This window comes from Microcoleus sp. Pol11C2 (genome assembly GCF_036701505.1).
GTDB lineage: Bacteria > Cyanobacteriota > Cyanobacteriia > Cyanobacteriales > Microcoleaceae > Microcoleus.
Genome location: NZ_JAUBQX010000008.1, coordinates 43,196 through 69,049, shown reverse-complemented (window position 1 = coordinate 69,049; position 25,854 = coordinate 43,196). Strand labels below are relative to the sequence as shown.

The following is a 25,854-nucleotide window of genomic DNA, read 5'->3' as shown; positions in this document are numbered from 1 at the left end:
GTGCAGGCGATCGCACCAGTAACGTAAAATGTCTAAAAGCGGTCTTTGTAAAATAAATTTAGCCCCATGAGCGACGAACAGGAAAAAAAACAAATTTTGACTCAGCAACCGGAAACAATTTCCACTGCCAGTGATGAGTTCGATCGCAGTGAAATTGCCAGTGGCGATTCAACTTCCGCACCCCTAGAAACTCCCGCAGAAATTGTCGCGCCCAAAGATATTTCAGCGCCAATCGACGAGGCCGAAACAATTCCAATTGCCGCCGATAGCGCGCCGGCAACAACTCAACTTGCAAGTTATCCGCCTCCAACAATTCCAACTGCCAACCCCGAACCAAAACCAGCTCGATCCTGGCAAATCTTAGCAGTTTTTCTCAGCGGAATGTTAGTCGGTTCCGTCCTTAGTCTCGGCAGTTTGCTAGCGTGGAGAATGTATCAGGAAAGAGCGAACCTGCAAATCAAACTACCCGCTGACGTACCCCTCCCCGAAAGCCCTCCGCCTGTCGCAACAGCGCCCGCCAACCGCCGGCCCGGACTTCCCCCAGCACCTGGAACTCGACTGCCCGCCACAATCTATCCGTCGCCCCGTCCCACTCAAATACCCTCTCTGTCTGGCCTTCCGCAACTTGCTTCGCCGTCGCCGTCGGCGTTGCCGTTGCCTTCTCCTTCTCCTTCTCCCGCTGCGGTTGAAACCCCTGTAACCGAGCGAGTTTACTTTCAAGCGGGTGCTACGGGAACTACCCTGAGCAATAGTTTGCGAGCCAACATATCCAGGCGCTACTTACTGGAGTGTAATAGCGGCCAAAGCATGACAATAAATGTTCAAGAAGGTCAAGTTAGCGCAGCAATTATTGCTCCTAACGGTGAAAATTTAGGTACTGCTGACAGCACAGGTCAGTGGCAAAGCCAACTAGCCAGTAGCGGCGATTATACTATTGAAATTTCAGGCGATCGCCAAGCAAACTACCAAGTTAAAATTGAAGTCAAATAGCAACTATAATTGTATCAGGGGGGAGTTACAAAATACATAAAGTCCCCCTGTAGCTAATTACAAATTACAAATTACTTATTACCAATGATCGCACAAGTATCTGAAAACATCTACGAAGAAAAAACCCAGGAAATTGCCAAAGAAATATTGCGGGCAACTCAAGAGAAAAAGCGCTCTTTTTTCGGTCAACTCCAAGACCAAATGCGCTGGGACGACAAACTCATGGATTGGGCGATGGCCAGCCCCGGACTGCGGGTGCAGTTGTTTCGATTTATTGACTGTTTGCCGGCCCTCCGCAGCAGGCCGGAAATTGCCCGCCACTTGCAAGAATACCTGACCGCCCAAGAGGTAGAATTGCCCGAAGCATTGAAAAAATTGCTCAACTTTGCTAGCCCTGATTCAGTTCCGGGCCAATTGGCGGCGACGACGGTTGCGCCTGCTGTGGAAACTTTGGCGCACAAGTATATTTCTGGGGAAAATATCAAGCAGGTAATTAAAACCTTAGAGCGACTTCGCAAAGATAAAATGGGTTTTACAGTTGACCTTTTGGGGGAAGCTGTTATCACTGAAGCTGAGGCGCAAATTTATCTTAACCGCTATTTGGAATTGATGGAGGAACTCGCGAATGCAGCGAAGAATTGGCCGCAAGTAGATGCAATTGACAAAGCTGACGGCGAAACTCTGCCGCGAGTGCAAGTATCGGTAAAGTTAACGGCTTTTTATTCTCAGTTTGACCCTTTGGATGCTAAAGGTAGCGAAGAGAAAGTAAGCGAGAGAATTCGCATTTTACTGCGCCGCGCGAAGGAGTTGGGAGCTGCTGTTCATTTCGATATGGAACAGTATGCTTACAAAAGTTTAACTCTGAGCATTCTCAAAGACTTATTGTTAGAAGAAGAGTTTCGCAGTCGCACGGATATCGGAATTACATTGCAAGCATATTTGCGGGACAGTGCCCAAGATTTGCGAAACCTGATTGCCTGGGCAAAAAAACGCGGAAATCCGGTAACAGTGCGGCTGGTAAAAGGCGCTTACTGGGATCAGGAAACTATCAAAGCGATGCAGAAAGATTGGCCGCAGCCTGTCTACAATGACAAAGTTGCTACCGATGCCAATTTCGAGCAGATGACGCAGTTGCTGCTAGAAAATCACGAATATTTGTATGCAGCTATTGGCAGTCATAATGTGCGATCGCAAGCGAGGGCGATCGCCATTGCCGAAACTCTCAATATACCGCGCCGCCGCTTTGAAATGCAAGTGCTGTACGGCATGGGCGACAAATTGGCTAAGCTTTTGGTCGATCGGGGTTATCGCGTCCGAGTCTACTGCCCCTACGGCGATTTGCTGCCGGGAATGGCTTATTTGATCCGCCGTTTGCTGGAAAATACCGCCAACAGTTCTTTCATCCGGCAAAGTTCCGAAGAAATGCCGATCGAACAATTGTTAGCCGCGCCAGTTGCTAACGGAAATGACCAGCTAGTTTACAGCAAAGTATTTCCTAACGTTGCCGATACCGACTACGCCAATACCAAATTGCGGCAACAAGCAGAAACAGCCATCAAATCAGTGCGCGCCAACTTAGGTAAAACCTATTTACCCCTAATCAATGGCGAGTACCAAAATACTGAAGCAACAGTTAACTCTCTCAACCCTTCCAATCCCACAGAAGTAGTTGGCAAAATCGGATTGCTTTCCGAAGAACAAGCCAAACAAGCCCTTGAAGCAGCAAAATCAGCCTCTACCAGTTGGCGGAAAACCCCCGTCCGCCAGCGCGCCGGCGTCCTCCGCAAAGCCGCTGAGTTGATGGAACAGCGGAGGCACGAACTGTCAGCTTGGATGGTGTTTGAAGTCGGTAAACCCGTCAGAGAATGCGATGCCGAAGTCTCCGAAGCTATTGATTTTTGCCGCTACTACGCCGACGAAATGGAACGGTTAGACCAAGGGAAAAATTACGACATTCCCGGAGAAACTAACCGCTACAGCTATCAGCCACGTGGAATTTCTTTAATCATTTCACCCTGGAATTTCCCCCTCGCCATTCCCGTTGGCATGACAGTTGCATCGCTGGTTGCTGGTAATTGTACTTTACTCAAACCTGCGGAAGTTTCCTCAGTAATTGCAGCAAAAATCACAGAAATTTTGCTAGAAGCCGGAATCCCGAAAGGCGTATTTCAATACGTGCCTTGCAAAGGTTCAACCGTCGGCGCTTACATGGTGAAACATCCTGACGTTCACATGATTACTTTCACCGGTTCTCAGGAAGTAGGCTGTCAGATTTATGCCGATGCTGCGATTTTGCAACCTGGACAAAAACACCTGAAACGAGTAATTGCCGAAATGGGCGGCAAGAATGCAATTATTGTCGATGAAAGTGCGGATTTAGACCAAGCAGTTGCAGGCGTAGTTTATTCGGCATTTGGATACAGCGGTCAAAAATGTTCCGCTTGTTCCCGAGTAATTGTGGTCGAATCGGTGTACGATAATTTTGTGGCAAGATTGGTAGAAGCGACGCGATCGCTCAATGTCGGCCCAGCAGAAAATCCTGGCACTCAAGTTGGCCCTGTGATCGATGCAAATGCCCATTCACGCATCCGCGAATACATCGAAACAGGTCGCGCCGAAGCTAAAATAGCTTTAGAAATGCCGGCACCGGAAACCGGTTATTTTGTCGGCCCAGTCATTGTTACCGAAGTATCGCCCACAGCAACTATCGCTCAAGAAGAAATTTTCGGCCCGGTTTTGTCGGTGATTCGGGCAAAGAATTTCAGCGAAGCGATTGCTATTGCTAACGGCACCAATTTTGCTTTAACCGGCGGATTGTATTCTCGCACGCCTTCCCATATCGATCGAGCCGCATCCGATTTTGAAGTCGGAAACCTGTACATCAATCGCGGAATTACCGGCGCTGTGGTATCGCGGCAACCTTTCGGAGGATTCAAACTTTCGGGGGTTGGTTCTAAAGCGGGTGGCCCGGATTATTTGCTCCAATTCCTCGAACCCCGCACCATAACCGAAAATATTCAGCGGCAAGGTTTTGCGCCGATTGAAGGAGTAGATGATTAATCTTAAATTCCTTTGATTAAGATTTGATACCCGACTTCTTTAAGAAGTCGGGTATATGCTATCTTGGTTCAAAGAAGTCGGGGCTGGGCTATTCTGTTGTTATAATTGAATTTATTTAAAATGAAATATACAAAAAATGGTGCTAGGCTAAATTATCACCATCCTTCACTTGGCAAGTGGATGAGAGTTTTAATGATAGTTATATTAGTCCTGGGTATATTTTTTCGTTTCGCCAATCTCGAAAAAAAAGTTTACTGGCTAGACGAAGGTTACACTTCTCTGCGGATTTCTGGTTATACAGAATCTGAATTTATTCAAGAGTTTGGTGACGGTCAAATCAAGGAAATAAAAACTCTACAAAAGTACCAGCGAATAAATACAGAGAAAAGCGTTTTTGACACCGTAAAAGGATTGGCATTAGAAGAGTCTCAACTTACTCCCCTGTACTTTGTTGCAGTGAGATTCTGGGTGCAACTGTTTGGAGATTCAATCGCAGTAACTAGAAGTTTGTCGGCTGTTTTTAGCGTGCTGGCATTACCTTGTATGTATTGGCTATGCTTAGAATTATTTGAGTCATCGGTGACAGCTTGGTTAGCAGTTGCCATAATAGCTGTATCGCCTTTTCAGGTAGTTTATGCTCAGGAAGCTCGACCTTACAGTTTGTTTGTCATGTTAATTTTAATGTCAAGCGCGGTCTTGCTACGAGGAATGCGCCTAAAAACTAATAGTAGTTGGGCAATTTATGGTGTAACATTAGTAGTTGGATTTTATTCTCACCTCTTATTTGGAATAGTTGCAATAGGACATGGAATCTATGTAGTAGTTATCGAAAAATTCCGGTTTAACAAGACGGTAATTGGCTATTTGCTAGCATCAATAACAGGATTGATTGCTCTGTCTCCTTGGATTATAGCTTTTATAAAAAATTCTGGCAATGCCACTGATAAAACATCCTGGCTGTCTCTGAGAAGACCTGTTTCAGAATTGATCAAAAGTTGGCTATTGAACATTAGCAATCAATTTTTTGATGTGGGATTTTACTGGAATTTGTCACGACCATATTTGATATCTACTCTGCCAGTTATTTTAATGATTTTAATAATGGTAGGGTATTCTTTTTATTTACTTGTATGTAAAACGGAAATGCGAGTTTGGTTATTTGTTGTGACATTAACGTTCGTGATAGTAGGATTTTTATTACCAGCGGACTTAATTAGGGGAGGAATTCGCTCTGTCAACACTCGTTACATGATTCCCTGTTATTTAGGAATCCAGATATCTGTGGCTTATTTTTTTACTCAACTTCAAGTTACAGCTCAATTACAAAAGCTGTGGAGATTAGCTCTCGTTCTTCTGCTCTCCATGGGAATTGCCTCTTGCTGCCTCTATGTGTCAGCAGATAATTGGTGGAATAAATCTGGCTCTCTTCTTAACGTTTCGATCGCCCGTACAGTCAACTCAGCTTCTAAGCCATTAATCATAACAGACTTTTCAGAGTATATTGTATGGGATATCGGCAATTTACTCGGCATGAGTCACCAACTCGATCCCAAAGCTAAATTATTACTAATGCCACCTCAAAATAATGTTGAAATTCCGGAGAATTTTAACGAGATTTTTTTGTACAGTATTTCTCGCGAATTAAAGGCAAAAATTTCCCAAAGTAATCAATATAAAATACAAACAATCTATGCGGAAGATGACGAAATTATCCTCGGCAAAATAGTCAAAAAATGATGTTTTATATAGCAAAAGCAGGTGAGTTTGTTTAAAATGGAATTTCCGAAAAATTGTGATCGACTAAATTCTCATAACCCTTCACTTGACAAGTGGCTGCGATTTTTAATTATCGCCGTATTAGTCATAGGTATTTTATTTCGCTTCGCCAATCTCGATCGCAAATTTTACTGGATCGACGAAACATATACTTCTTTGAGAGTTTCTGGCTACACTGAAGCCGAAATAATCAAACAAATTTCCTACCAGAAAATAACCTCGCCTGCGGATTTACAAAAATATCAGCAGATAAATTCCGAAAAAACTTTAAGGGATACCCTGAATTCTTTAGCAACAGAAGACCCCCAACACCCGCCTCTGTATTATGTACTAGCGCGATATTGGGCGCAATGGTTCGGCAGTTCCGTTGCCGTAATGAGAAGTTTGGCCGCCGTGATTAGCCTGCTAGTATTTCCCGCAATTTATTGGCTGGCTTGGGAGTTATTTCAATCTTCAACCGTAGCGTGGATTGCGATCGCAATTTTCGCCATTTCTCCCTACCACATCATATTTGCCCAAGAAGCAAGACAGTACAGTTTGTGGACATTAACTACTATTTTATCTAGTGCAGCCTTGCTGCGAGCAATGCGCTCTGACGAAAATCAAAATGCTGTCGCCGTCGTTCTTTGCTGGGCGCTTTATGCAGGCACAGCAACACTGGGATTGTACACCCACTTGTTATTTGTCTGCGTCGCTGCCGCCCACGCAATCTACGTCGCAGTTATTGCCAACTGGCGCGATGTGAAAACATTCATTTCCTATTATGTAGCAGCTTTAATCGCTTTGATATGCTTCATGCCTTCCCTCGTAAATACTGTAGAAAACTTCAATCAAGTTAGAAGCACAACTGTATGGGCAGAACAAACAAATTTCTTAAGATTAGTCAGCAGGTGGGTTGGTTCCATCACCATAGCATTTTTTGATATTGGCATTGATGGAACTGCCAACGCTACACAACTAGCCTTGGTAATTCCAGTTGGAATCATGGTTCTAGCTTTAGTCGGCTATGCCCTTTATTATCTATGCCGACAAACACCAAAGCGAGTGTGGTTGATTGTATTGTTATTAATTGCAACAACTGCTTTGTTTTTAGCAGTACCTGATCTAATCAAGGGTGGAAGGCGATCAGCAAATCCGCGATATTTAGTTCCTTGTTATGTGGGAATTCAGCTAGCAGTGGCTTACCTGCTGTCTGCGAAAATTAGTAACAATTTGGAGAAATTCAAACAGCAAAAACTGTGGAAAATAGTTATAGTTGGAGTTTTTTTCGCAGGTATTGTATCCGGTGGAGTTAGTTCTCAAGCAGATATTTGGTGGAATAAAGGTAGCGGTTGGTTACGTGCCTTGGAAGTAGCCGCGACTGTCAATTCTGCCAGCAATCCCCTGATAATCAGCGATACCAACATTGCATACATCATGCCTTTAAGTTATCACCTGCAACCAAAAGTCCAACTGCTAATAGAACCTCGCTGTTACACCTCTTGCTACAAAAATCGAGAATTGGCAAAGAAAAAACCCCAACCCCCGCAAATTCCCGGCGGTTTCAGTGAGTTGTTTTTATACAGACCCTCCCCTACTTTGCGATCGGCTATTCAGCAACAAAACTATCAAATAGATCCGGCTGACCCTAATGTCGAGCTTAATCTGTGGAAAATTACCAAAAAATAATCTAAAACATTAAGGCAAAAAAGACCAGTTTGCTGCCAAAAAATAAATGTCTTATTCACTGCGACATACTGGCTATAAACGGTATTTTTGGAACTATGTCGCAAGTATAGTTCAATAGGGTTGCTTTTCGCGGTAAGCTAAAAATTAAGAATCAAAAAATAACATCAAAAATCTCAAATGACAGTCACTGAAACCTCCAACATTCGTAAACTGCTGTGCGATCCAGACTTAGGGCTGATTCCTCACCTAGAAAAGTGCCTGAAAGATTTGCACTCATCTGCGATCGCCAGTGGAGAGAAATTCAAGGTAGAACCTTACGATATAGAACTCAAAAGCTGCCACACCCAGAAGCATCCCAACGACCAAAAACCCCTCGTCACCCAGTCAGTGTTAATAAAAGTTCCCCTGACTGGGAAAGTTGAAGACAAGATGCACCTATATCTGATCGCAACTGAGTTGCAGAACCAAATCGACTTCAAAATTATCGACTGGAGTGCCTTAGAACGCCGCCAATACGACATTCATGGCATCCCCTTAAAGCAGCCGATCACCAAAATAGAGGGTCAGATGAATTACGAGTTAGTATTCGACCGACCAAGCTACTGCTGCATCACCCTGTGCCGCCAATTTGACTTAACTTACGCCGCCAATTTTTAATACCAATTATGAAAAGTAGGGACACGACATTGCGTGTCCGGCGCGGGGAGTAGGACACGGCATTGCGGTGTCCCTACGGTTTACTTTTAATAATTGGTAGAAGATGGAAGATTGTAGATCGATCGCACCATATCAAATTCAAACCGATCGATTCGCAGTTTCCGCAAGAATCCTCTTAATATCAGCAGGAGTCAGACTCGGATTAGCTTGCAACATCAAAGCTATCACCCCCGATACTTGCGGCACTGCCATTGAAGTACCCGCAAAATATTGATAGGGAATCCCCGGTTCCGAAAGCGGCACAGTTGAATAAACGTCACCAGAATCCGTCGTGCCGCCGTCGCCACCCGGACCAACAAAATAATTAATTGCCTCCGAACCCGCCCGGTTAGAATAATCCGCAAACAAGCCATTTCGGGTAACAGCACCGACAGCAATTCCTACCTCATTGGCAAACCGAGCTGGATAATCTGCTTGTGCGCGAGCATCATTTCCTGCCGCCGAAATTACGATCGCGCCTTGAGCTTCAGCCAGTCGAATCGCATCCAATTCTTGAACATTCAACTGCAGGCCGCCCAAACTCACATTAATAATCTTCGCTCCATTTGCCACCGCATAATTAATCGCATTAATTTCATCCCGAATTTTACCCACTCCTGCCCCATCAAGTATTTTTAAAGGCATAATCTTCGCAGTGGGAGCCGTTCCAGTAATCCCAACCCCATCTTTTTTCGCAGCAACTAAACCCGAGATATGAGTGCCGTGATTGTTATCATCCAGCGGGTCATTATCGTTGTTGACAAAATCCCATCCCCGGAAATCGTCAACAAAGCCATTGTTGTCATCATCAGCCCCGTTGCTAGCTTTATTGCGACCGATCGCATCAACACCGGTTTCCCCCGCATTACTCCAAATATTCCCCGTCAAATCCGGGTGATTGTAGTCAACTCCGCTGTCGATAACTGCCACCACAATTCCGTCTCCAGTCAAGCCCTGGGCCCAAACCTCCGGAGCTTTAATTAAATCTCTGCCCCACTCGTCGCCGCCCAAGTCGGGAACATCAGGAAAAGTTGCAGTACCTTGAGCTTTAGCAACTGCCGCTGCTGCATTCACCAAACCGAACCCAAAACGAGAGTCAAAACCCTGCAAGTTGCTCGCATTGTTAGTAAAAACAGTTGCCGGGGTTGCAGACAGATTGAGGGAGAAATTTGTACTGCCTTGGTATTGATAAACTCGAACAACGTAAGTTCCTGCGGCTAAACCGTTGATGTCGATCGACTCCGGCGATAAATCCGGTTGTTGAGAAGAAGCAATAATATCGGTGAAGTCAATAGAATTGTCGCCGTTAAGATCTTTAATTAGAGCAACGTCAACATCCGCCGTCAAACCGCTGACAGTTAATTTAAAGTCGCTAATTGCAGGCAAAGTAAAGCGGTAAAGGCCGTCGGGCCGGGCGTTGCTAACCGAGTCTGCGATCGTTTGAGTGCCACCCAAAACGCCTAAATCGCGAGCTTGATCCAGTTGGTTGCCCAATACGGTAGTTGCAGAGATGAATGTATCGGCGAGGTCTTGTGGAGATGCGTTGGCTACCAAGCCTAAAATAGCATTGGATTGGCGAATTTTAATTAATGTATTGGAAATACCGGGGGCGATCGATATTTCTTCGAGAACCAAGTCAGCTTCGGTAAGATTGTCAGTCAGGCCGATCGAATCCACAAAACTGTTAAAGTCAGTAATAACGTCTGCCACAGCCGGATCGGAGACTGCGGAATCGCTGCGGAAGACAAAGGTATCTGGGCCCAAACTCCCTGTCAGCGTATCTTTACCCCCATCGCCCACTAAAACGTCGCTGCCGTCGCCGCCGTTGAGGGCGTCATCTCCCTTACCTCCCTGCAAGGTATCGCTGCCGGCATCGCCAAACAAGAAGTCTGCGCTGGCACCACCGTTAAGCAAATCGTTGTCTGCGCCCCCTAACAGCGTATCGGAATTGCCACCGCCGAGAATGCGATCGTTACCATTATCACCGTTAATTATTTCGGCATCCGACGAACCGACAATAAAATCGTTGCCGCCGAGGGCAAAAAATCCGTTAGGATAAGGAGTCAAAAAGCCCGGAGTCAAGGCGAAACTGTTGGGGCTATCATCTAAAAGATAGGAAAAACCGTCAGGGCTCGGGCCGGGCATAGAAATGTACTCCTAGTGAGGTATATCGATCTAAATTTTAGATTTTAAATTTAAGTTTGTGGTTAAAAACGCCCTAAATAGTCTGTAATGCGGGCATTACGCACAGTCTGTAGAGGTCTGCATAGGTTAGGTTAAACAGATTTATTCAGTCATATCATGCCGTGTAAATCAAGCACAATTCCGCCTTACCCCCTCTAAAAGATAAAATCTAAAACAGTATAACTTAATCCCAAATTCAAAATCGGGATCAGAAAATGGGAAAACAACACTTGCATCGAATTCTAAATTTTTTCAACATCGCGAAATCGCATTTAAAGCCTTATTTGCGCTATTTGATTTTGGGCGGGACGTTTTTATTTATTGCCAAAGCTTTTTTAACTCACTGGCGAGAAGTCGCGAATATCCAAATTCGAGCCGAAAGTTTTCCGTTGCTGGCGATCGCCCTCGGCGTCACTTTATTATCTCTAATTTTTGTCGGCTGGGTGTGGATGTTGATTTTGCGAGAATTCCGTCAACCTGTAACTGCCGCCTGGGCGATTCAAGTTTTTCTCAAAACTAATATTGCCAAGTATTTGCCGGGGAATATTTGGCATTTTTGGGGTCGAATATTGGACGCAAAAAAGGCAGGAATTTTCCCGAAAGCTGCTACTCTCAGCGTGTTACTGGAACCGCTGCTGATGGCTTCTGCAGGCGTTTTGATTGGGTTGATTTGTTTTGACAAATTCAATTGGTTTTTGCGTATTGTCGGTTGGGCTGCCATTTTAACGGCGATTCATCCCCGCATTTTAAATCCGATCGTTCTCTTTGTAGAGCGGTTGAAGTTATCAAAGAACAATGGGGAAAATTCAGAAGTTGGCGAGGAGCCGGGGGAGCGACAAACTTTGCGTTTAGAGTCTACCTCCAGTCTAAATAAAAAAACATCTAGTGTCAAGTCTCGCCACAAAAATAATTTGCCAATTAAACGCTATCCTTTAGTGCCGTTAATCGGACAAATGTGTTTTATCGGATTGCGAGGCTGCGGATTCTTGCTAACTGTAACTGCTTTAACTCCGGTGAACTTTAGCAATATTCCCAACTTGTTCGGTGCTTTTTGTTTTGCGTTTGTTGTCGGTTTAGTCGTACCGGGTGCACCGGGGGGAATGGGAGTATTTGAAGCAACGGCGATCGCCCTGCTGTCCGATCGCTTTTCTACGGGTATAATTCTGAGTGCCGTGGCTTTGTATCGGATAATTAGTATTCTGGCGGATGTTTCGGGTGCATTTTTAGCGAAGCTCGATCGCCAGCGAAATCAGGGCAGTCAAAAAAGGCGAAGTTGAAATCAAATATTTGAGGAATATAATTTGCTGCGTTCGAGAAATCCCTGAATAGGGGAATGTAGTAAAAGCTATAATCAAAGTCGTGAGTGCCAACTCACAGACTTAGGTAAATTACTTGAACTTGGGCTGACAGTGTAAATCCAATCCTCTCAGTGGCAGCAAATTCATCACATTACAGGTTCTTTGAAATAATGACTCTAACCTCCGGTTAGCCATGACTCATAACAACAATCGAACGACAACAATTCGTTACCTTCTAATTACATCAGGTGTACTGGCGATCGGTGGATTAGGCTATCTTGCTTATACCATGTTGCGGCAACCCAACGAAGTACGCTACTACGAATCCGAACAGCAATGTATTGTAGATGCGATGAACCAAAGCAACGGGTTCACCAAAGAGCAGTGTCAGGCCCAGTTCCGGTACGCAATGCAGGAATACGAACGCATTACGCCCGTGTATCGCACGCAGCCAGAATGCCAAGAAGACACAGCAAGCATTTGCTCGCAGGTATCGAATTCCAGCGCTGCTACCCCCGGATGGCGACCAGAGTTCGGCGGCTTCTATTTCACCGATGATGTCGATGATGATGCCCCTCCAACAGTGGTCAACGGGGTCAACGGCGGCTCCTACACCGTTTATCCAGTGCAACCCGTTTACCGCTCCAACATCGGAATTGTAACTCCAGATAGAACCCAGATTACTCGTCCTCTACCGGGCATACCGCTAGATTCTCCCTACTTTTCCTCCAGTGGCGACACCCCAAGTCGCCCCCCAGGCCACGCAGCTCGGGGAACCATCAAAGGACGAGGGAGCTTTGGTACTTCTGTCCGCTCCACGGCTCCTTTGGGAAGCGGAGGCAAGTGATGCAACAAGCATTTTTGAGTGGCGATTCATCCCACAACTATTTTTTCTCTAGTTCTTTTCTCTGTTTTTGTAGATCCTTGAGTTCCACACCACTAGCAAGGCGCTTGATCCATGTATCCCTTTTTGTTTCAGCGACGACGCAACTGGCAGCAGCACGTATTAGATAACGCCTACCAATGTCAGCCTCTTGCAGACATCAACCAACGCTACTGGGCAGAAGCCTTAGACCGTCCATTTGGGGTAATGTTTTCGCGCCAGGAAGAGACGAATATCTGGGATGCTACTGAGGCTCTGTGGGATATGTGTCGGGAGTTTTTGGACTGGTTTTTCACCGCTGATGGTCTAGAAAATCGGATGAAAAAACTCGCTATTCCCCCTGCTTTCTGGGAAGCAATTCAGGTTTCGTGGGATCGGGTTGACGAAGCAGAAGATATGTCTCTTTATACCCGTTTCGATCTTGCCGTCACTGAAGATGGAAAAATTAGCCTTCTAGAAATCAACGGCGAAACTCCTCTCTTGGGTGCAGAAACAGTCTATCAATGGCTCTGGTTAGATGACATGAAAAAACCAAGCCGAGATTTGCGATCGCTTCCCAACGATGCCAATCAGTTCAACAACTTTTGGGACGAAGTTGCGGGTCGATTCCGCACTCTAAGTCGTCATTATGATTTAAAGCAGTTCGGTCTGAGCTTGTTAATTGACGAGCATCTGTCAGAAGATACCGAGATGGCAGGACAACTGGTCGAAATTATTAATCAAGAATTGGGAAACGATCGCTTTTTCACCCAACTTGTAGGATTGCGTAACCATCTGGGCGTGGATGAAGAAGGATTTTTTGTCGATCAATTCAATAATCGGATCTTGCGGCTGTGGAAAATCATCGATTGGCTGGATTTGCAACTCGCCAGCCAATCCTTTAACGCAGATGAAGCCCTAGCATCGCGCCTGATAGCGGGGGACGTGAAAATCATTGAACCGCTGTGGAAACAGATTTTAAGCAATAAAGGATCGATGGTGTGGATGTGGGAATTATTTGGCAACCACCCAGTTTACGCTCAATTCTTGCTACCCACTTTCTTCACAGATACTATATCGCTCGAATCCACAGCATTACTGACGCAAATGCACGTCAAAAAGCCCCTCGTCGGTCTAGAAGGTGTTGGGGTTTCTATTGAAACAGGCGATTTTGTTGCCGGAGCCGTTCACGCCCGCGAGGCGATGGGCTACGATCGCGAAGGATTCATTATTCAGTCCTATCAACCCTTGCCCGAATATTTTGGCTACCACTTCGTCGTAGGTTCCTGGATTGTCGGCGATACTCCATCCGGCATCGTATTGCGCGGAGATACCAATCCGATCACCGGACGACATTGCTTAATCGTTCCGCATATTGTGAGCGATCGTCTGGTGAATACTTAACTTCTAATCAGAAAAACTATGAAATTACAAACTCATGATGTCCGGGGAATTCCAATTCTTAGCAGTGAGTGGAGTGTAGATGAATTTATTGCCGATGAGTTGAAAATTCCCGAAGTCGCGCCTACAATTCAGGCTGGATTTATGGATCTCCTGAGCCGAGATGTGTTTTCTGAGGGAGACAGTCAGCCACTCTACGAGCATCTGCTATCTCGCAGTTCGGAGTTCTCGTTAGAATTCATGAGTGCGATCGAACTTTGGCTGCAAGACGAATTACGGCACTACGTTGCTCTACGTAAGGTCTATCACATGGTATCAGGTCTGTCCCCAGAGGCGATCGACCAAAAAAACCAGAGTCGGGTGCATGAACTCGAACCAATCTCGTTTCTGATTGAGAACGAATTCACCATTCTAGTTGGTTTAATGTTTGACGAAATGGGTTCCGTCTGGTCTTATCACCGGGATATTAAGGAATTCTACCAACACTATGGGAACGGCTTTGCTCGCGTAGGACATTTGGTCACGCAGGATGAGGGGCGGCATTTTAGGAATGCTGCGACTCTGATCCAACATCGCCATCCCGACAAAATCGATCGGATCGAACCCTTATTAGAAAAGATTAGCGAGATGGAAGCCAATCTTGCTTATTATCCCAAGACTTTCTTTCTGGATCACGCTCAGGAAAGACACCGCTTTCCGAAAGATTTTAATGCCCAGGTGATTCAAAGAATTCTCTCCTGTTTCTAACAGAATTACCAAGTTAATCATCGGATCAACATTATTATACTTTCCGAGGCGATCCAGCATCTCCCACCTGACGCAGCCTACCGCAACTGTCTCTTTCTCCTCTAACTCTCTCTGTGTCCTCTGTGTCCTCTGCGGTTAAAAACTCTAATTCTTATATGAATTAAAGCATTTTTTCCAGAAATTGCTTGGCGCGCTCGCACTTCGGGTTGCTAAAAAACTCCTGCGGCGGCACATCTTCCGCCACCTTTCCGCCATCCAAAAACAAAATCCGGTGGGCGACTTCCCGCGCAAAACCCATTTCGTGAGTTACAATTGCCATTGTAATTCCCGTTTTTGTCAAAGCTTTCATCACATCTAACACTTCTTTAACCATTTCTGGATCGAGTGCAGAAGTCGGTTCGTCCATCAACAAAATTTCCGGTTCCATAGCCAAACAGCGGGCGATCGCCACCCGCTGTTTTTGTCCCCCCGAAAGCTTAGAAGGATAAACCTCTGCCTTATCGGACAAACCCACTTTTTCCAGCAATTCTAACCCCTTCAGACGCGCCTCATCCTTAGCAATTTGTTTCACCTTTACAGGCGCATACATCACATTTTGCAGCACAGTCATGTGCGGGAACAAGTGGAAATGCTGAAAAACCATCCCTACTTTCTGGCGGATTTTCATAATATCTGCCTTCGGCAAAGTAATATCCACTCCGTCAATGTATATGTGTCCGGAAGTCGGAATTTCCAGTAAATTCAAACACCGCAAAAAAGTAGACTTGCCACACCCCGAAGGGCCGATAAGGGCAATCACTTCTCCTTTATGAATCTCAGTAGTTATCTCGCGCAAAACCTTCAGATTGCCAAAAGATTTATACAGGCGATCGACCTTAACTGCTACTTTGGAGTCTACGTTCGAGTACATTTGCCCCCCAAGTTAAACTAAGCACCATCAAATAATAAATTGCGCCGACAAATATCAAAGGTTCAAAGTAAATATACTTTTCTGCTCCCACAATTGTAGCGCGGCGCAGCAAGTCTTCTACGCCAATTACTGAAACTAAAGCTGAATCCTTCAGCAAAGCAATACTTTCATTCACCAATGCAGGCAAAATATTTTTCAACGCTTGCGGCAAGATAATATCGCCCATCATCAGTTTGTAGGGAACACCAAGGGATTCTGCGGCTTCTTTTTGACCTTTATCTACGGCTTGAATTCCCGCGCGGATTGTTTCGGAAATATAAGCCCCAGAATTCAGGAAAAAAGTAATCACGCCAGCTTGCAGCGCCGATATATTATAGCCCGTAAGCTGCGGCGTTGCAAAATAAACTAAAATCAACTGCAAAATTAGCGGCGTTCCTCGAAAAATTGAGGTGTAAGCAGTGCCAAACCAGAACAGCGGTTTAATGCTAGAAATCTTAAACAGAGACAGCACGATTCCCCAGATAAATCCGAGAAATGCCGACAGCAAGGTAAAAGTTAGCGTTACCCCAATCCCGGACAAAATATAAGGCAAACTCGGCAAGATTTTGCCAAAATCTAACCGGAACTTGGACACTACCGCAGGCTGATTTGCTTGAGCAGGTTCTTGCGGAATTGGTCGAGAAAACCACTTAGTAGCTAGTTCCTTAATTTGACCGCTGGCTTTCATTTGCTGGAGGACTCGGTTGAATTCTGGAACTAATCTCGAATTTTTCGGAAAGGCGATCGCCGAACCGCTTTCTTCAGTATTCGGGATTGTGTTAAACTCCAAGTCCGGGTTCGCTGCTGCATAACCCGTAGCGACAGTATCCTCGATCACTCCCGCCGCGAGGCGGTTCGATTTAATTTCTTGAATGATGTCAGGAATCCTATTGAGAGGAGCCAGTTGCACCCCGGCCATTTTTTTCACAGCTTCCTGCTGAATGCTTCCGAGTTGAACGCCTACTTTTTTCCCGGCTAAATCTTCAGCTTTGGTCAAATTGCTGCCTTTATTGGCGACAATTGTATTTTGAGCTTCGTAGTAAAGGTCAGAAAAAGCAACATTTTTTTTCCTTTCTGCTGTGGGAGTCATTCCAGCCATCACAAAATCGGCTCTTCCCGCCTGCAAAGCGGGAATTAAGCCGTTAAAATCCATGCCAACTACTTTCAGTTCGTAGCCTAATTTTTTAGTAATATATTTTGCAATATCGATGTCAAAACCGATGATTTCGTTGCCGCTAACAGCCGTATCTTTAAATTCATAGGGCGGGTAGTCTGGGGAAGTCGCCAGTGTTAAAGTCTTGTTGGCTTGGGCGTAGCTGGCGATCGCAATTAAACAAAGGGCGATCGCGATCGCCGCCGCCAGCATTGATTTTAATTTTAAACGTTTCATATCGAACATTGTCCTAAAAAATCCCCTCGCCCAGAAAATATACCACAATTCGGAATCAAGTCACCTTTGTAAAGGAACATATACTCCTGGACGCACGGGTTTCCCGAAACCGAGTTTGAGGGACAAACAAACTGCATAATTAGCATTTCATAATAGTAAAAAACCGATTATAAAGGTATTAAGGCGTCCAGGGCTAAAGATAGATAATTGGGTCACTAACTTATATTTAAAAAATGTGCCTTACGGACATTTTTTAACATTTTAGAAAGTAAAGCTTGTTTGCTAAATGCCCACCCAGGTTGTACCGTTGTCCTAGTTGCGATCGGTATTTCTAATCATCCAGCATATTCCATCTATATGTGGTACAAGGTCTTCAGTAGATCAGAGCAAAAAATGCGATATTACTTCTAAGCCGCCGGGTACGATCGAGTGGGAGTAATACCATTGTCGATTATTGATTTTCGATTTGGATAGATGCCGTCTGTAAGTCCTGTGTTAATTACAGGACTTACACAGAAAAATTATAGTCTAAGAGTCAACTGTCAACTGTCAACTGTGTTGAATAGTGTTGCAAAAATGCTTCCAGTTCTGTCCGTCCTTGTTGGGTAATTGAGTTGTAGAAGACTTCTTTTTGTCCATTGGGAGTGTATAAACGATAGAAGCGTCGATCTCGATCGATTTGTCGCAGGTATACTAAGGGAACGCCAACAGATGCAAGGAGTCGGGCTTTTTTGCGATCGCGCACCTGCACCTCTGGGCGATCGTGCCAATGAGATTGACATTCTATCACCAGTTTGGCTTTGCGACTAGCACAATAACCGCGTTCCATCAAGGCGATATCGACTCTGGAACTCACCCAAAATTTCCAAAGTTCAATGGGAAGACGGGTGAAAGTTTCTGGACGGGAACAGATGATTTCTAGGGGAACTTGGGGACAGTAACGGAAGCGATCGCCTAAAATCATCTCTAGAATATCGATAGCGATCGTTTCTAACTCGTTGATAATTTCTCCGCTTTGGAATTGGGGAAATGAAGACAAAGAATTGTCATAGTCAAAGGCGTAGAGCATTAGTTTTATCTCCGATTAGGGTTAGTGGGAATTAAGGGGGTTGTAGACTACTGCCCAAGCGTTTGCACCAAGAGCGGTAGCAGTCCAAGCGCCCTTCTGGTAAGGTTTGCCTTCTTTCCGAGCGCGGTAGAGAGTTGTGGTGGATACCTCCAGCAGTTGTGCGCCTCTATGGGTTGTGCAGGATTGCTCTATTACAGTTGGTTGGGATGGGAGTTTTACCCTTCTCTTTTTGTTAAGGGAGTCGAGTGGAGTGGGTGGCTCGTCTGAGAAAAGGCTGAGTTGAAAGGCTGTCATAAGCTGAACCTTTGAGTGCTAATGATTTAAGCCTATTGGGGTTAACTGAATTTCTCCAGAGCAAAACGGTTCAGAAAAAAGTGAACTCATCTGAACTGGTCAAGAAACTTGATGCTGACTATGCTAGGGATAGTTTTTATTGAGATTTTGCGCCTGTGCTGTTGTCCCGCCGTGGACTCAAGCCCACGGCTAAGAGCTACTGTCCACTTAAGTGGACTGAAGAACGCTTTTTTGGGTCAGAATTTAGTCCTCTTTTAGAGGACTTTCGCTATGAGCCAGGGGTTTAAACCCCTGGCGGGCTATGCAACTGATGCAAAATTCTCAATTTCATCCACTCTAGTTGTTAGAAATGAGTCAAACTATGGCATCTCGCAGTGTTCGGATTGATGGCGCAGGTTTGGATAAAGTTCGTCAACGGATGGCTGAATTGGAGAAGCCACTAAATCCAGATAAACGAGGTTGGTCTAAAGAAGACCTTGAAAGGCAAGCGTATGTGAGTATTAGCACAGTGAAACGCTTTTTAAAGGGAAATCCAGTCGATAGGAACTATGCTATTTCAATTATTAAAGCATTAGGATTTGAAGCCATAAAATTTATTGCCGAACATGACTCAAACTTGCAGAATTGCGATCGAGAGCCACAGCCAAACATTACCATTGATTGGCAGCGAGTTTGCCAAGAAATGTTAAATGAACAGCAAGAGGAGCAACGCTTTAGACGGAGAGCGACAGAAATGGGATTTGAAATCAATGTTTTTGTACCGCTAGGTTTAATCAAACGGAAACAGCAGCAGCGTCGCAGTGGCAATGTACCTATGGAACTGTTACATCAATTAGAACAGGAAGTTGTTACCCGAATTTACGAGCATGAGGAATTCATGACTGACGTTATTGGACAAAACCTTACTGGAAAAAATAAGCATATTGCTATTGTGGGCCAACCAGGAGCAGGAAAGACAACGCTGTTAGATAAAATCGCCACTCACATTCAGGAAAATAATCGAGACTTTCCGATTTGCATTGCGCTGGCAAGCTTGCAAGGAAAGACACTGAAAGACTATATTCTTCAGGAATGGTTCCCGGAAGCTATGGCTCTGGTTTATCCTGATATTGATGTAGAGAAGTCTCACAAAACATCTCTACAGAAACGGTTGCGTCACGGTGGGGTGTGGCTGTTACTTGATGGTGTTGATGAAATGGCTGTAGTGGCGAATAGTTGTTTGTCCTTAGAGGAAATCAGAAACCAGCTTACTGATTGGTTGGGTAATGTGCGGGTTGTATTAACCTGTCGAACCAATGTTTGGGATGCCCGTCTCAACAATCCCCTCACAGGCTTTGATACTTACAAAACTCAGGAGTTTAAACAAGAGCAAGTAGATGATTTTATTCAGCAGTGGTTTGCTGAAGCAAAAAATATTCAACGGGGACAGGAGTTGCAGAAAAAGCTGCAAGAGCCGCAAAAGGAACGCATCCGCCAACTCGTAAAAAATCCGCTTCGCTTATCTCTACTGTGTCAAATATTCAGCAAAAATAAGCAAGTCGAATTCCCAGAAACAAAAGCCGAACTATATCAACACTTTGTCCGTTATTTCTATGAGTGGAAACCATCCCAATCGGTTATTGATTGGGCGACTCAACCAGGTTTGCGAGAAGAATTACATCAAGCCCTCGGTCGTTTGTCTATAGCAGGATTGGATAGCGATACTCGATTTCGCTTGCCGCTGAGTTTAATTGAAAAAGAAATGGGCGATAGGCTTTTTAAATTAGCCTGGGAGCTCGGTTGGCTGAATTTGGTAGATCGAGAAGCTGCAACAGATGAACCTGTTTACGCATTCTTTCATCCTACATTCCAGGAATATTTTGCTGCCTTGGCGATCGATGATTGGCATTTTTTCCTAAATCACGTTCCTCATAATCCAGATGAAGGTATTTATCGCATTTTTGAACCGCAGTGGAAAGAAGTAATTATATTATGGTTTGGAAACAACAATAAAAACAGAGATAAGTTTATTGATTTGTTAACAGATTTTAATGATAGATGTGGTATTGAGAATTTTTATGGCTACAGAGCTTATTTTTTGGCTGCATGTGCAATCTCTGAATTTACAACTTATGAACGAGCAGATGAAATTGTGGAGAGACTGTTTCAAATCGGATTTAATAACATCTGTGAAGAATTGCATTATTGTGTAGAAGATGCCGCTAGAGAAGTATTTGAGAAAACAGATCGCATGAAAGCAATTAATTTATTAAGCAATTTAATTGGTGAAGAAAAAGAACATAAAATTACATTAGGAAACCAATCTTTTCGTCTTCGGGGAAATGCGGATAATACCCATGAAGCTGCTAAGATATTAACTAAGCTTGACCCTGGAAACAAATTAGCAGAAGACCTTCTGGAAAATGTAATCAGTTTTTACACTGCAATGAGAGTTTCCTGGGGTATGGATCGGCAAGATGCTCTTTCGTCTGCTCATTCATTAGTATATGGTTTACCATTTAAAGGTGAGCCTATAAACGTTAAATTTGGAATCGAAAATGAGAGTCTTAAGGTTATTAAGCTTTTAGATAAATTAACAAAAAGCGACTATAATGAATACACCTTTAAAGATATTTTAAAGTCCTCTCAACATAAGAAGCTTAAATCAAGTAAAGAATTTATTGCAAAATCTCTAGTTAATTTACTTTGTAAGAGTGAAGACGAGATGGGCTGTTTCGCGGCAACTTTAAATTTTACAAAAATGATTCAGTATGAAATGTTCCCATTGGTAGTTGAAGGACTAAGAAATTGTCTATACAGGAAAACTGACAAAGATGATGTCGATCGATATTTCCATTGCTATGGAGTTATCTGGCACTGCGCCCAAAACATGAGTTATCCAGAGTTTTATAGTGCATGGCACAGTCAACCATTTACTATAAATGCAGAAGCATCCGACAACATCCTAGTTAGCAACTCCAACACTACTCAACTCCTCAACTTTGCCGAATTTCCAGAAATCCTGCGTTCTGCAATTGTCAGCGACCCAATGCTCGATCGAGCAGTACAACTGATTTGTATTGATGGTAGCGAATTTAACCCTCCAGATAATCCTGCCACTGATATCTATATCCAAATGGTAGAGCAAGGTTGTCCAGAACGACAAGAAGGAACACCCACAACTATGCCACTGCTCAAAGCCTATTGGCGACTGAATTTGAGAAACCTAGAAAAACGAGTTGCTTTGGTGTTCTACAACTCTAAAATCGATCGCGAATTCAGCGAACCTTTTCTAACTGCACTGAGTGCTTTTGGAGGCACGATCGCAATCATCACCGATCGACCCTGCGACAATGTAAAACGCATTTCTCCTAACCATCCGAATCTCATCGATGCAGTTTTGAAATGGCTGCATCGATCGATTTTGGAGGCTTGAATTTTGATTTTGGCAGAAGGCGATCGCTTTTTCACCAACTCAGGCGCGATCGCACTCACACCCCCAAATCCAACTCGCTCGAAACATTTCTTCATCTTTCTCTGAATTAAGAGAATCGTCCGCTAAAACAGAGTAGGAGAATTTCCGCTACGATCGAGAGTAGATAGGCTAGCACCAGATAAAATAAAGTAAAAATTCCATCCGCACTACCCGTTGAGATGGCGGCGAGCTCTCGGTTCAAAAGTGGAGATTTTGCTACCTTGGCATTGGCGGCGGGAAATGGCTACAGAAATTCAAAATACTTGGAATTTATACAAATAGAAAGACAGAAATCGACGACAGCCGATCGATCTATTGTGGAAAACTTGCTGATTTCTGTGGAAAACCCTCCTTTTCCTGTGGAAAACTGCAACTTAATTAAGTGCGATCGCTCTAATTCCCTCGATAGCATTTAAAAAATTAGAGGAATTGCGATCGCAAAAACGGCCTTCCTCCTTCATCCCTCAACCTGCTGTTTGCTGGAGATACAGCCTAAATATTTCCTCCTTCACATCGATCCTCTTCCAGCTTCAGTCTATCCGTTACATCCTTTAAATCCGTTACACTCATCCGTTACCGAACTTCACGCTTAACTTCTTCCTTCTCTCCAGAATCGTAGCTAATTTGGTCGGAATGGTAAGCCGGCGGCTCAACGTGAATTAAGATGCGTACAGGGCTGAAACGTTCTTGCAAACGGGCTTCTACTTCTTCTGTAATCCGGTGAGCTGTTTCTACATCGACAGCATCGACAATCATGTGCATATCAATAAATACTTGACGCCCTACCACGCCACGGGAGGCGATCGAGTGACAGTTGACAACCCCCGGTACATCGATCGCGATCGCGTGAATAACCTCCGGTGCGATCGCCATTTCATCCACCAACCAAGGCAGATTTTCCCTTAAAACCTTCCAACCGCTGCTAAATACCAAAACAGCCACAGGAAAAGACAAAAACACATCCAGGGATTGTAATTGAGGTATATTCCAAACCTGCCCTTGCCAAACACCAATCAACCCGGCGATCACCATAATTGTCACCCAAACATCGCTCATCGTGTGCTGTGCATCAGCCACTAAAATCGCGCTACCGAGACGTTGGCCAACTCTGCGCTCGTAAAAAGTGACAAAAATATTAATCCCCAGTACAATCAGCAAAATCCACAGTTCATTTGGGGATATTTTCACAATTTTACCCCCGTTAATCAGCCTTTCGACAGCACCGCTGAGAATTTCAAAACAGGCAATTCCCAGAAAAGCAGCAATTCCCAGAGCTCCGAGAGCATCAAATTTTTGGTGTCCGTAGGGATGATCGCGATCGGGCTGCGGATTGGCATAATGATTAGTTACCAATCCTAAAATATTATTAGCGCTGTCCGTGACGCTGTGCAAAGCATCTGCCAGCAAACTGAGGGAACCAGTCAGCCATCCCACGGCTGCTTTAATTGCCATCACCAGCAAATTTAGCAATAAAGTAATTATTAAAACCTTGCGGACTTCGGAACGGTTATCGGCAACCATAAACTCTCCTCGATATGCCGTCAATTTTTCTGGTTTATAGTTTAAAGCTTATCAAGTCAGCAAAGGTTAAAACTATTGCCGAATCTAGCTTGCGACTAGATTTATATTCATTAATTTAGCCGAGCTTCTTGAGACAATTTTTAATTAATACCAGTTTCGCAGTCCAATTGAGCTGGAATGTACTTCTTTTGGGTTATTATATTTTTTATCATTAACAATCCTATGTTAAATTTCATTGCCCATGTCTCTTTCTCCGCTGACACTGAATTTAGTCGAAGGTTCTGTCTCGTTTAGCTTTTCCCCGCAAGCCGCGCGGGATTTGCAAAGCGAAATTGCAGCTTTGATGGAAAGCTTGAAAGCTGTAGCAGCCAAAACCGCTGGCGCTAAAGCTTCTCCCCAAAAACCGATGGAATATCGGTATGCAGGAGATGTCTTTTTGGAAGTTTTCTGCAATCCGAATATCTGGCCGACTCCTTTTGCTGCGAAAGTGCTGATTACGGTTAGGGACGATCGCGTGCGCGTCACCACCGAAGCCGAACTCAGCCGCCTGCGCGACGATCTCGCTCAGTATATCGAACAAGTCGGTTAATAATCTCAACCTGAAACCAGCCCGTTTATTAAGGTTAAATTCCCCTGATAATAATTGGGTTTGGTTCTCAGTAGAGTGCGTCAGGTAGACGCACCCTACTACTTTCCGGATGCCATCCTACCTGGAGAACCATTTTTCTTTGAGCCACTGCCGAAAATCCCATTGACCACTTGCTTTGAGCCTTGACTTGTCACCCATGCTTTCCCTCATATATATTATGCCAGAGCGAGGCACAAATGTAGACATTTTAATATCTGGCAATAAAATTTCCTGACCATCATTGTAGGCTATTTTTACTTTAAAGCGATGGTAAGAAGACTTGTCCATGCCTATTTTAATATTGAAACGATCTGTCTTTCCAGGCTTTAAGGAATGAGAGATTGAGACGTGGCGTTTATAGTTTTCCCCTGCGACCTGGAATTTAGTCCCATATTGGTAGGTTGGTGATAGAGGTGCTCCAATTACAGGTTCAGCATTACGTGCCAAAACTATGGTTGAAAATTTGACGATTGTTTTTTGTATTAAACCATAAATATTGCATCCTTTGAATTCAAGCTCACCGCGAACATAAGCTGCTCCAGAAGTGATTGATGCATGGCGGAAAGCTTCAGCAATGTTGACGTTAAAACTTTCTAAAAAGCTTCCTACACAAACCTCATAAGGGTAAGGTTCTGTTAAATTCACTTCGCCCATCCCTCGCTGCATAGGAGTTTGATGAAACCTAGCCTTTAAATCTTTTACATCAGGGTCTCTGAAATTCACTCTGCCCATACCTGGAGGTATAGGAGTTAGATGAAACCTAGCCTTTAAATCTTTTACCTCACCCCATCCCTCATTAACTATCCTAAAGTGTAATGCCTTCATATGATAAGAGTCACACTCAATGATTGGTACTGGAGACGGATCTAGCCAGCTCTTTTCAATTTCAAAAATAGCTTCTGTGAGAATAATAGTTTGAGGACTGTTATTAAGTACCTTAAAGTCTAGATTTGGAAAGTCCCATGTGAAGGGAACATGATCGTAAGAAATTGGTTCTATTTCATCTCCCTTCTCAATTTTTGAGAGGTATTCCATTGACTTCTTGATCAGAATACCTTTTTTAAATCTTTCAACCTGATAATTCAGTGATGTATCACTTCCGTAAAAACTTTGATACAAACTTTGATCTTCAGTCATTACTGATATATCAACAATTACTTTATTTGATAAATTTCTTTTTTCCTCTGATTTAACAGTATCAAATTGTTCTACATTTTTAGAGGCAGAAAATTTTATAAAGAATAATTGAGCAAGATCAACACCCTGCTTGGCTAAAAGTTTAGGAGTATCCTCTTCACTAATATCTTCTAATAGCAAAGCAGTTATTCCCTGATTGAAGGACTCCTGAACAGAACGACCAAAACCCAAAGCGCGGTAGAATGAAGCTGCAAAGGTAATAGCAGCAGTATCACCAATTGCAGTATTCATTCCAATAGTGCAATCAATGACTTCGGTTATTGCTTTTGCCTGTAACTCTGAGTAACAGGCATTTAAGATAACAGCACGAATATTATCTTTAAGCGTTGAAAACAGTGCTTTTAACGCTTTTATGCCAACAGCTTTAGGTCTTCCGTTTTTGTCAACTAATATGATTTCCCCTTGTTGGCTTCCATGTCCGCTGAAATGTACAATGTCCGGTTTATGCTCATTAAACAGTTGAAGTAAGTCGTCAGGTTGTACGGCCCAAGCTGAGAGTAATTTTAATGAGTCACGATGCTGTGAAGCACGTATTTTTTGGGTAATATATCGAATTTCTTGATCCAGCTTTAGCTGAGTAGAGCTTACAGGATTAGATGCCAGGAATAATATCTTAATTTGGTTCATTATTGATTTACCCTCACTTGAGCTCGTTTATAGAAGATTCCGC

19 protein-coding genes are annotated in these 25,854 nt (G+C 44.0%); 12 read left to right on the top strand and 7 right to left on the bottom strand.

Annotated features, from left to right (window positions below; translation table 11 throughout):
* The first annotated feature begins 66 nt into the window (after nt 1-66).
* The 5 genes from QUA42_RS07480 (at nt 67) to QUA42_RS07460 (ending at nt 8,151) form a co-directional block, all read left to right on the top strand.
* The gene (locus QUA42_RS07480; RefSeq protein WP_333136488.1) at nt 67-990 is read left to right on the top strand and encodes a hypothetical protein; all 924 of its coding nucleotides are present in this window, start codon (nt 67-69) and stop codon (nt 988-990) included.
* An 84-nt stretch (nt 991-1,074) separates the two neighbouring features.
* On the top strand, nt 1,075-4,050 hold the full coding sequence (gene pruA / locus QUA42_RS07475; RefSeq protein WP_333136486.1) for an L-glutamate gamma-semialdehyde dehydrogenase: 2,976 nt from the start codon (nt 1,075-1,077) through the stop codon (nt 4,048-4,050).
* 120 nt (nt 4,051-4,170) lie between these two features.
* On the top strand, nt 4,171-5,787 hold the full coding sequence (locus tag QUA42_RS07470; RefSeq protein WP_333136483.1) for a glycosyltransferase family 39 protein: 1,617 nt from the start codon (nt 4,171-4,173) through the stop codon (nt 5,785-5,787).
* A gap of 36 nt (nt 5,788-5,823) precedes the next feature.
* Entirely contained in the window at nt 5,824-7,494 is a 1,671-nt protein-coding gene (locus tag QUA42_RS07465) for a glycosyltransferase family 39 protein (RefSeq protein ID WP_333136481.1), read from the top strand.
* Between the two features lie 177 nt (nt 7,495-7,671).
* On the top strand, nt 7,672-8,151 hold the full coding sequence (locus QUA42_RS07460) for a hypothetical protein (RefSeq protein ID WP_333136479.1): 480 nt from the start codon (nt 7,672-7,674) through the stop codon (nt 8,149-8,151).
* 138 nt (nt 8,152-8,289) lie between these two features.
* On the opposite strand, the gene QUA42_RS07455 is transcribed toward QUA42_RS07460, so the two are convergent.
* Nucleotides 8,290-10,335: a S8 family serine peptidase gene (locus QUA42_RS07455; protein WP_333136478.1), complete on the bottom strand. Its 2,046-nt coding sequence runs from the start codon at nt 10,333-10,335 to the stop codon at nt 8,290-8,292.
* Between the two features lie 254 nt (nt 10,336-10,589).
* Between QUA42_RS07455 and QUA42_RS07450 the strand changes: the two genes are divergently transcribed.
* The 4 genes from QUA42_RS07450 (at nt 10,590) to QUA42_RS07435 (ending at nt 14,682) form a co-directional block, all read left to right on the top strand.
* Complete coding sequence (locus tag QUA42_RS07450; protein ID WP_333136476.1) at nt 10,590-11,651, top strand: UPF0104 family protein; 1,062 nt, start codon at nt 10,590-10,592, stop codon at nt 11,649-11,651.
* Between the two features lie 214 nt (nt 11,652-11,865).
* Nucleotides 11,866-12,519: a DUF1190 domain-containing protein gene (locus QUA42_RS07445; RefSeq protein WP_333136474.1), complete on the top strand. Its 654-nt coding sequence runs from the start codon at nt 11,866-11,868 to the stop codon at nt 12,517-12,519.
* Between the two features lie 111 nt (nt 12,520-12,630).
* The gene (locus QUA42_RS07440) at nt 12,631-13,938 is read left to right on the top strand and encodes a glutathionylspermidine synthase family protein (protein ID WP_333136472.1); all 1,308 of its coding nucleotides are present in this window, start codon (nt 12,631-12,633) and stop codon (nt 13,936-13,938) included.
* 18 nt (nt 13,939-13,956) lie between these two features.
* The gene (locus QUA42_RS07435) at nt 13,957-14,682 is read left to right on the top strand and encodes a hypothetical protein (RefSeq protein ID WP_333136470.1); all 726 of its coding nucleotides are present in this window, start codon (nt 13,957-13,959) and stop codon (nt 14,680-14,682) included.
* Between the two features lie 160 nt (nt 14,683-14,842).
* Here the strand turns inward: QUA42_RS07435 and QUA42_RS07430 are convergent, their stop codons facing one another.
* The 4 genes from QUA42_RS07430 to QUA42_RS07415 all read right to left on the bottom strand — a co-directional run bounded on the left by QUA42_RS07430 (nt 14,843) and on the right by QUA42_RS07415 (nt 18,384).
* Entirely contained in the window at nt 14,843-15,592 is a 750-nt protein-coding gene (locus QUA42_RS07430) for an amino acid ABC transporter ATP-binding protein (RefSeq protein ID WP_333136468.1), read from the bottom strand.
* A complete protein-coding gene (locus tag QUA42_RS07425) occupies nt 15,558-17,021 on the bottom strand; it encodes an ABC transporter substrate-binding protein/permease (RefSeq protein WP_333136467.1) in 1,464 nt (487 codons plus the stop codon). The genes QUA42_RS07430 and QUA42_RS07425 overlap by 35 nt, the downstream gene beginning before the upstream one ends.
* A 535-nt stretch (nt 17,022-17,556) precedes the next feature.
* A complete protein-coding gene (locus QUA42_RS07420) occupies nt 17,557-18,090 on the bottom strand; it encodes a DUF2726 domain-containing protein (RefSeq protein WP_333136465.1) in 534 nt (177 codons plus the stop codon).
* Between the two features lie 21 nt (nt 18,091-18,111).
* Nucleotides 18,112-18,384: a hypothetical protein gene (locus QUA42_RS07415; RefSeq protein ID WP_333136463.1), complete on the bottom strand. Its 273-nt coding sequence runs from the start codon at nt 18,382-18,384 to the stop codon at nt 18,112-18,114.
* 361 nt (nt 18,385-18,745) lie between these two features.
* Between QUA42_RS07415 and QUA42_RS07410 the strand changes: the two genes are divergently transcribed.
* Nucleotides 18,746-21,799 carry an NACHT C-terminal alpha/beta 1 domain-containing protein gene (locus tag QUA42_RS07410; RefSeq protein ID WP_333136461.1) on the top strand — a complete coding sequence of 1,018 codons (3,054 nt, stop codon included), beginning with the start codon at nt 18,746-18,748 and terminating at the stop codon, nt 21,797-21,799.
* 218 nt (nt 21,800-22,017) lie between these two features.
* Complete coding sequence (locus QUA42_RS07405; RefSeq protein ID WP_333136460.1) at nt 22,018-22,254, top strand: hypothetical protein; 237 nt, start codon at nt 22,018-22,020, stop codon at nt 22,252-22,254.
* Nucleotides 22,255-22,411: 157 nt separating this feature from the next.
* Here QUA42_RS07405 and QUA42_RS07400 read toward each other — a convergent pair whose 3' ends face one another.
* Nucleotides 22,412-23,359 carry a cation diffusion facilitator family transporter gene (locus QUA42_RS07400; RefSeq protein ID WP_333136458.1) on the bottom strand — a complete coding sequence of 316 codons (948 nt, stop codon included), beginning with the start codon at nt 23,357-23,359 and terminating at the stop codon, nt 22,412-22,414.
* A gap of 241 nt (nt 23,360-23,600) precedes the next feature.
* On the opposite strand from QUA42_RS07400, the gene QUA42_RS07395 reads away from it, so the two are divergent.
* Entirely contained in the window at nt 23,601-23,948 is a 348-nt protein-coding gene (locus QUA42_RS07395; RefSeq protein ID WP_015174783.1) for a hypothetical protein, read from the top strand.
* 117 nt (nt 23,949-24,065) lie between these two features.
* On the opposite strand, the gene QUA42_RS07390 is transcribed toward QUA42_RS07395, so the two are convergent.
* Entirely contained in the window at nt 24,066-25,811 is a 1,746-nt protein-coding gene (locus tag QUA42_RS07390; RefSeq protein ID WP_333136456.1) for a CHAT domain-containing protein, read from the bottom strand.
* Nucleotides 25,812-25,854: the final 43 nt, after the last annotated feature.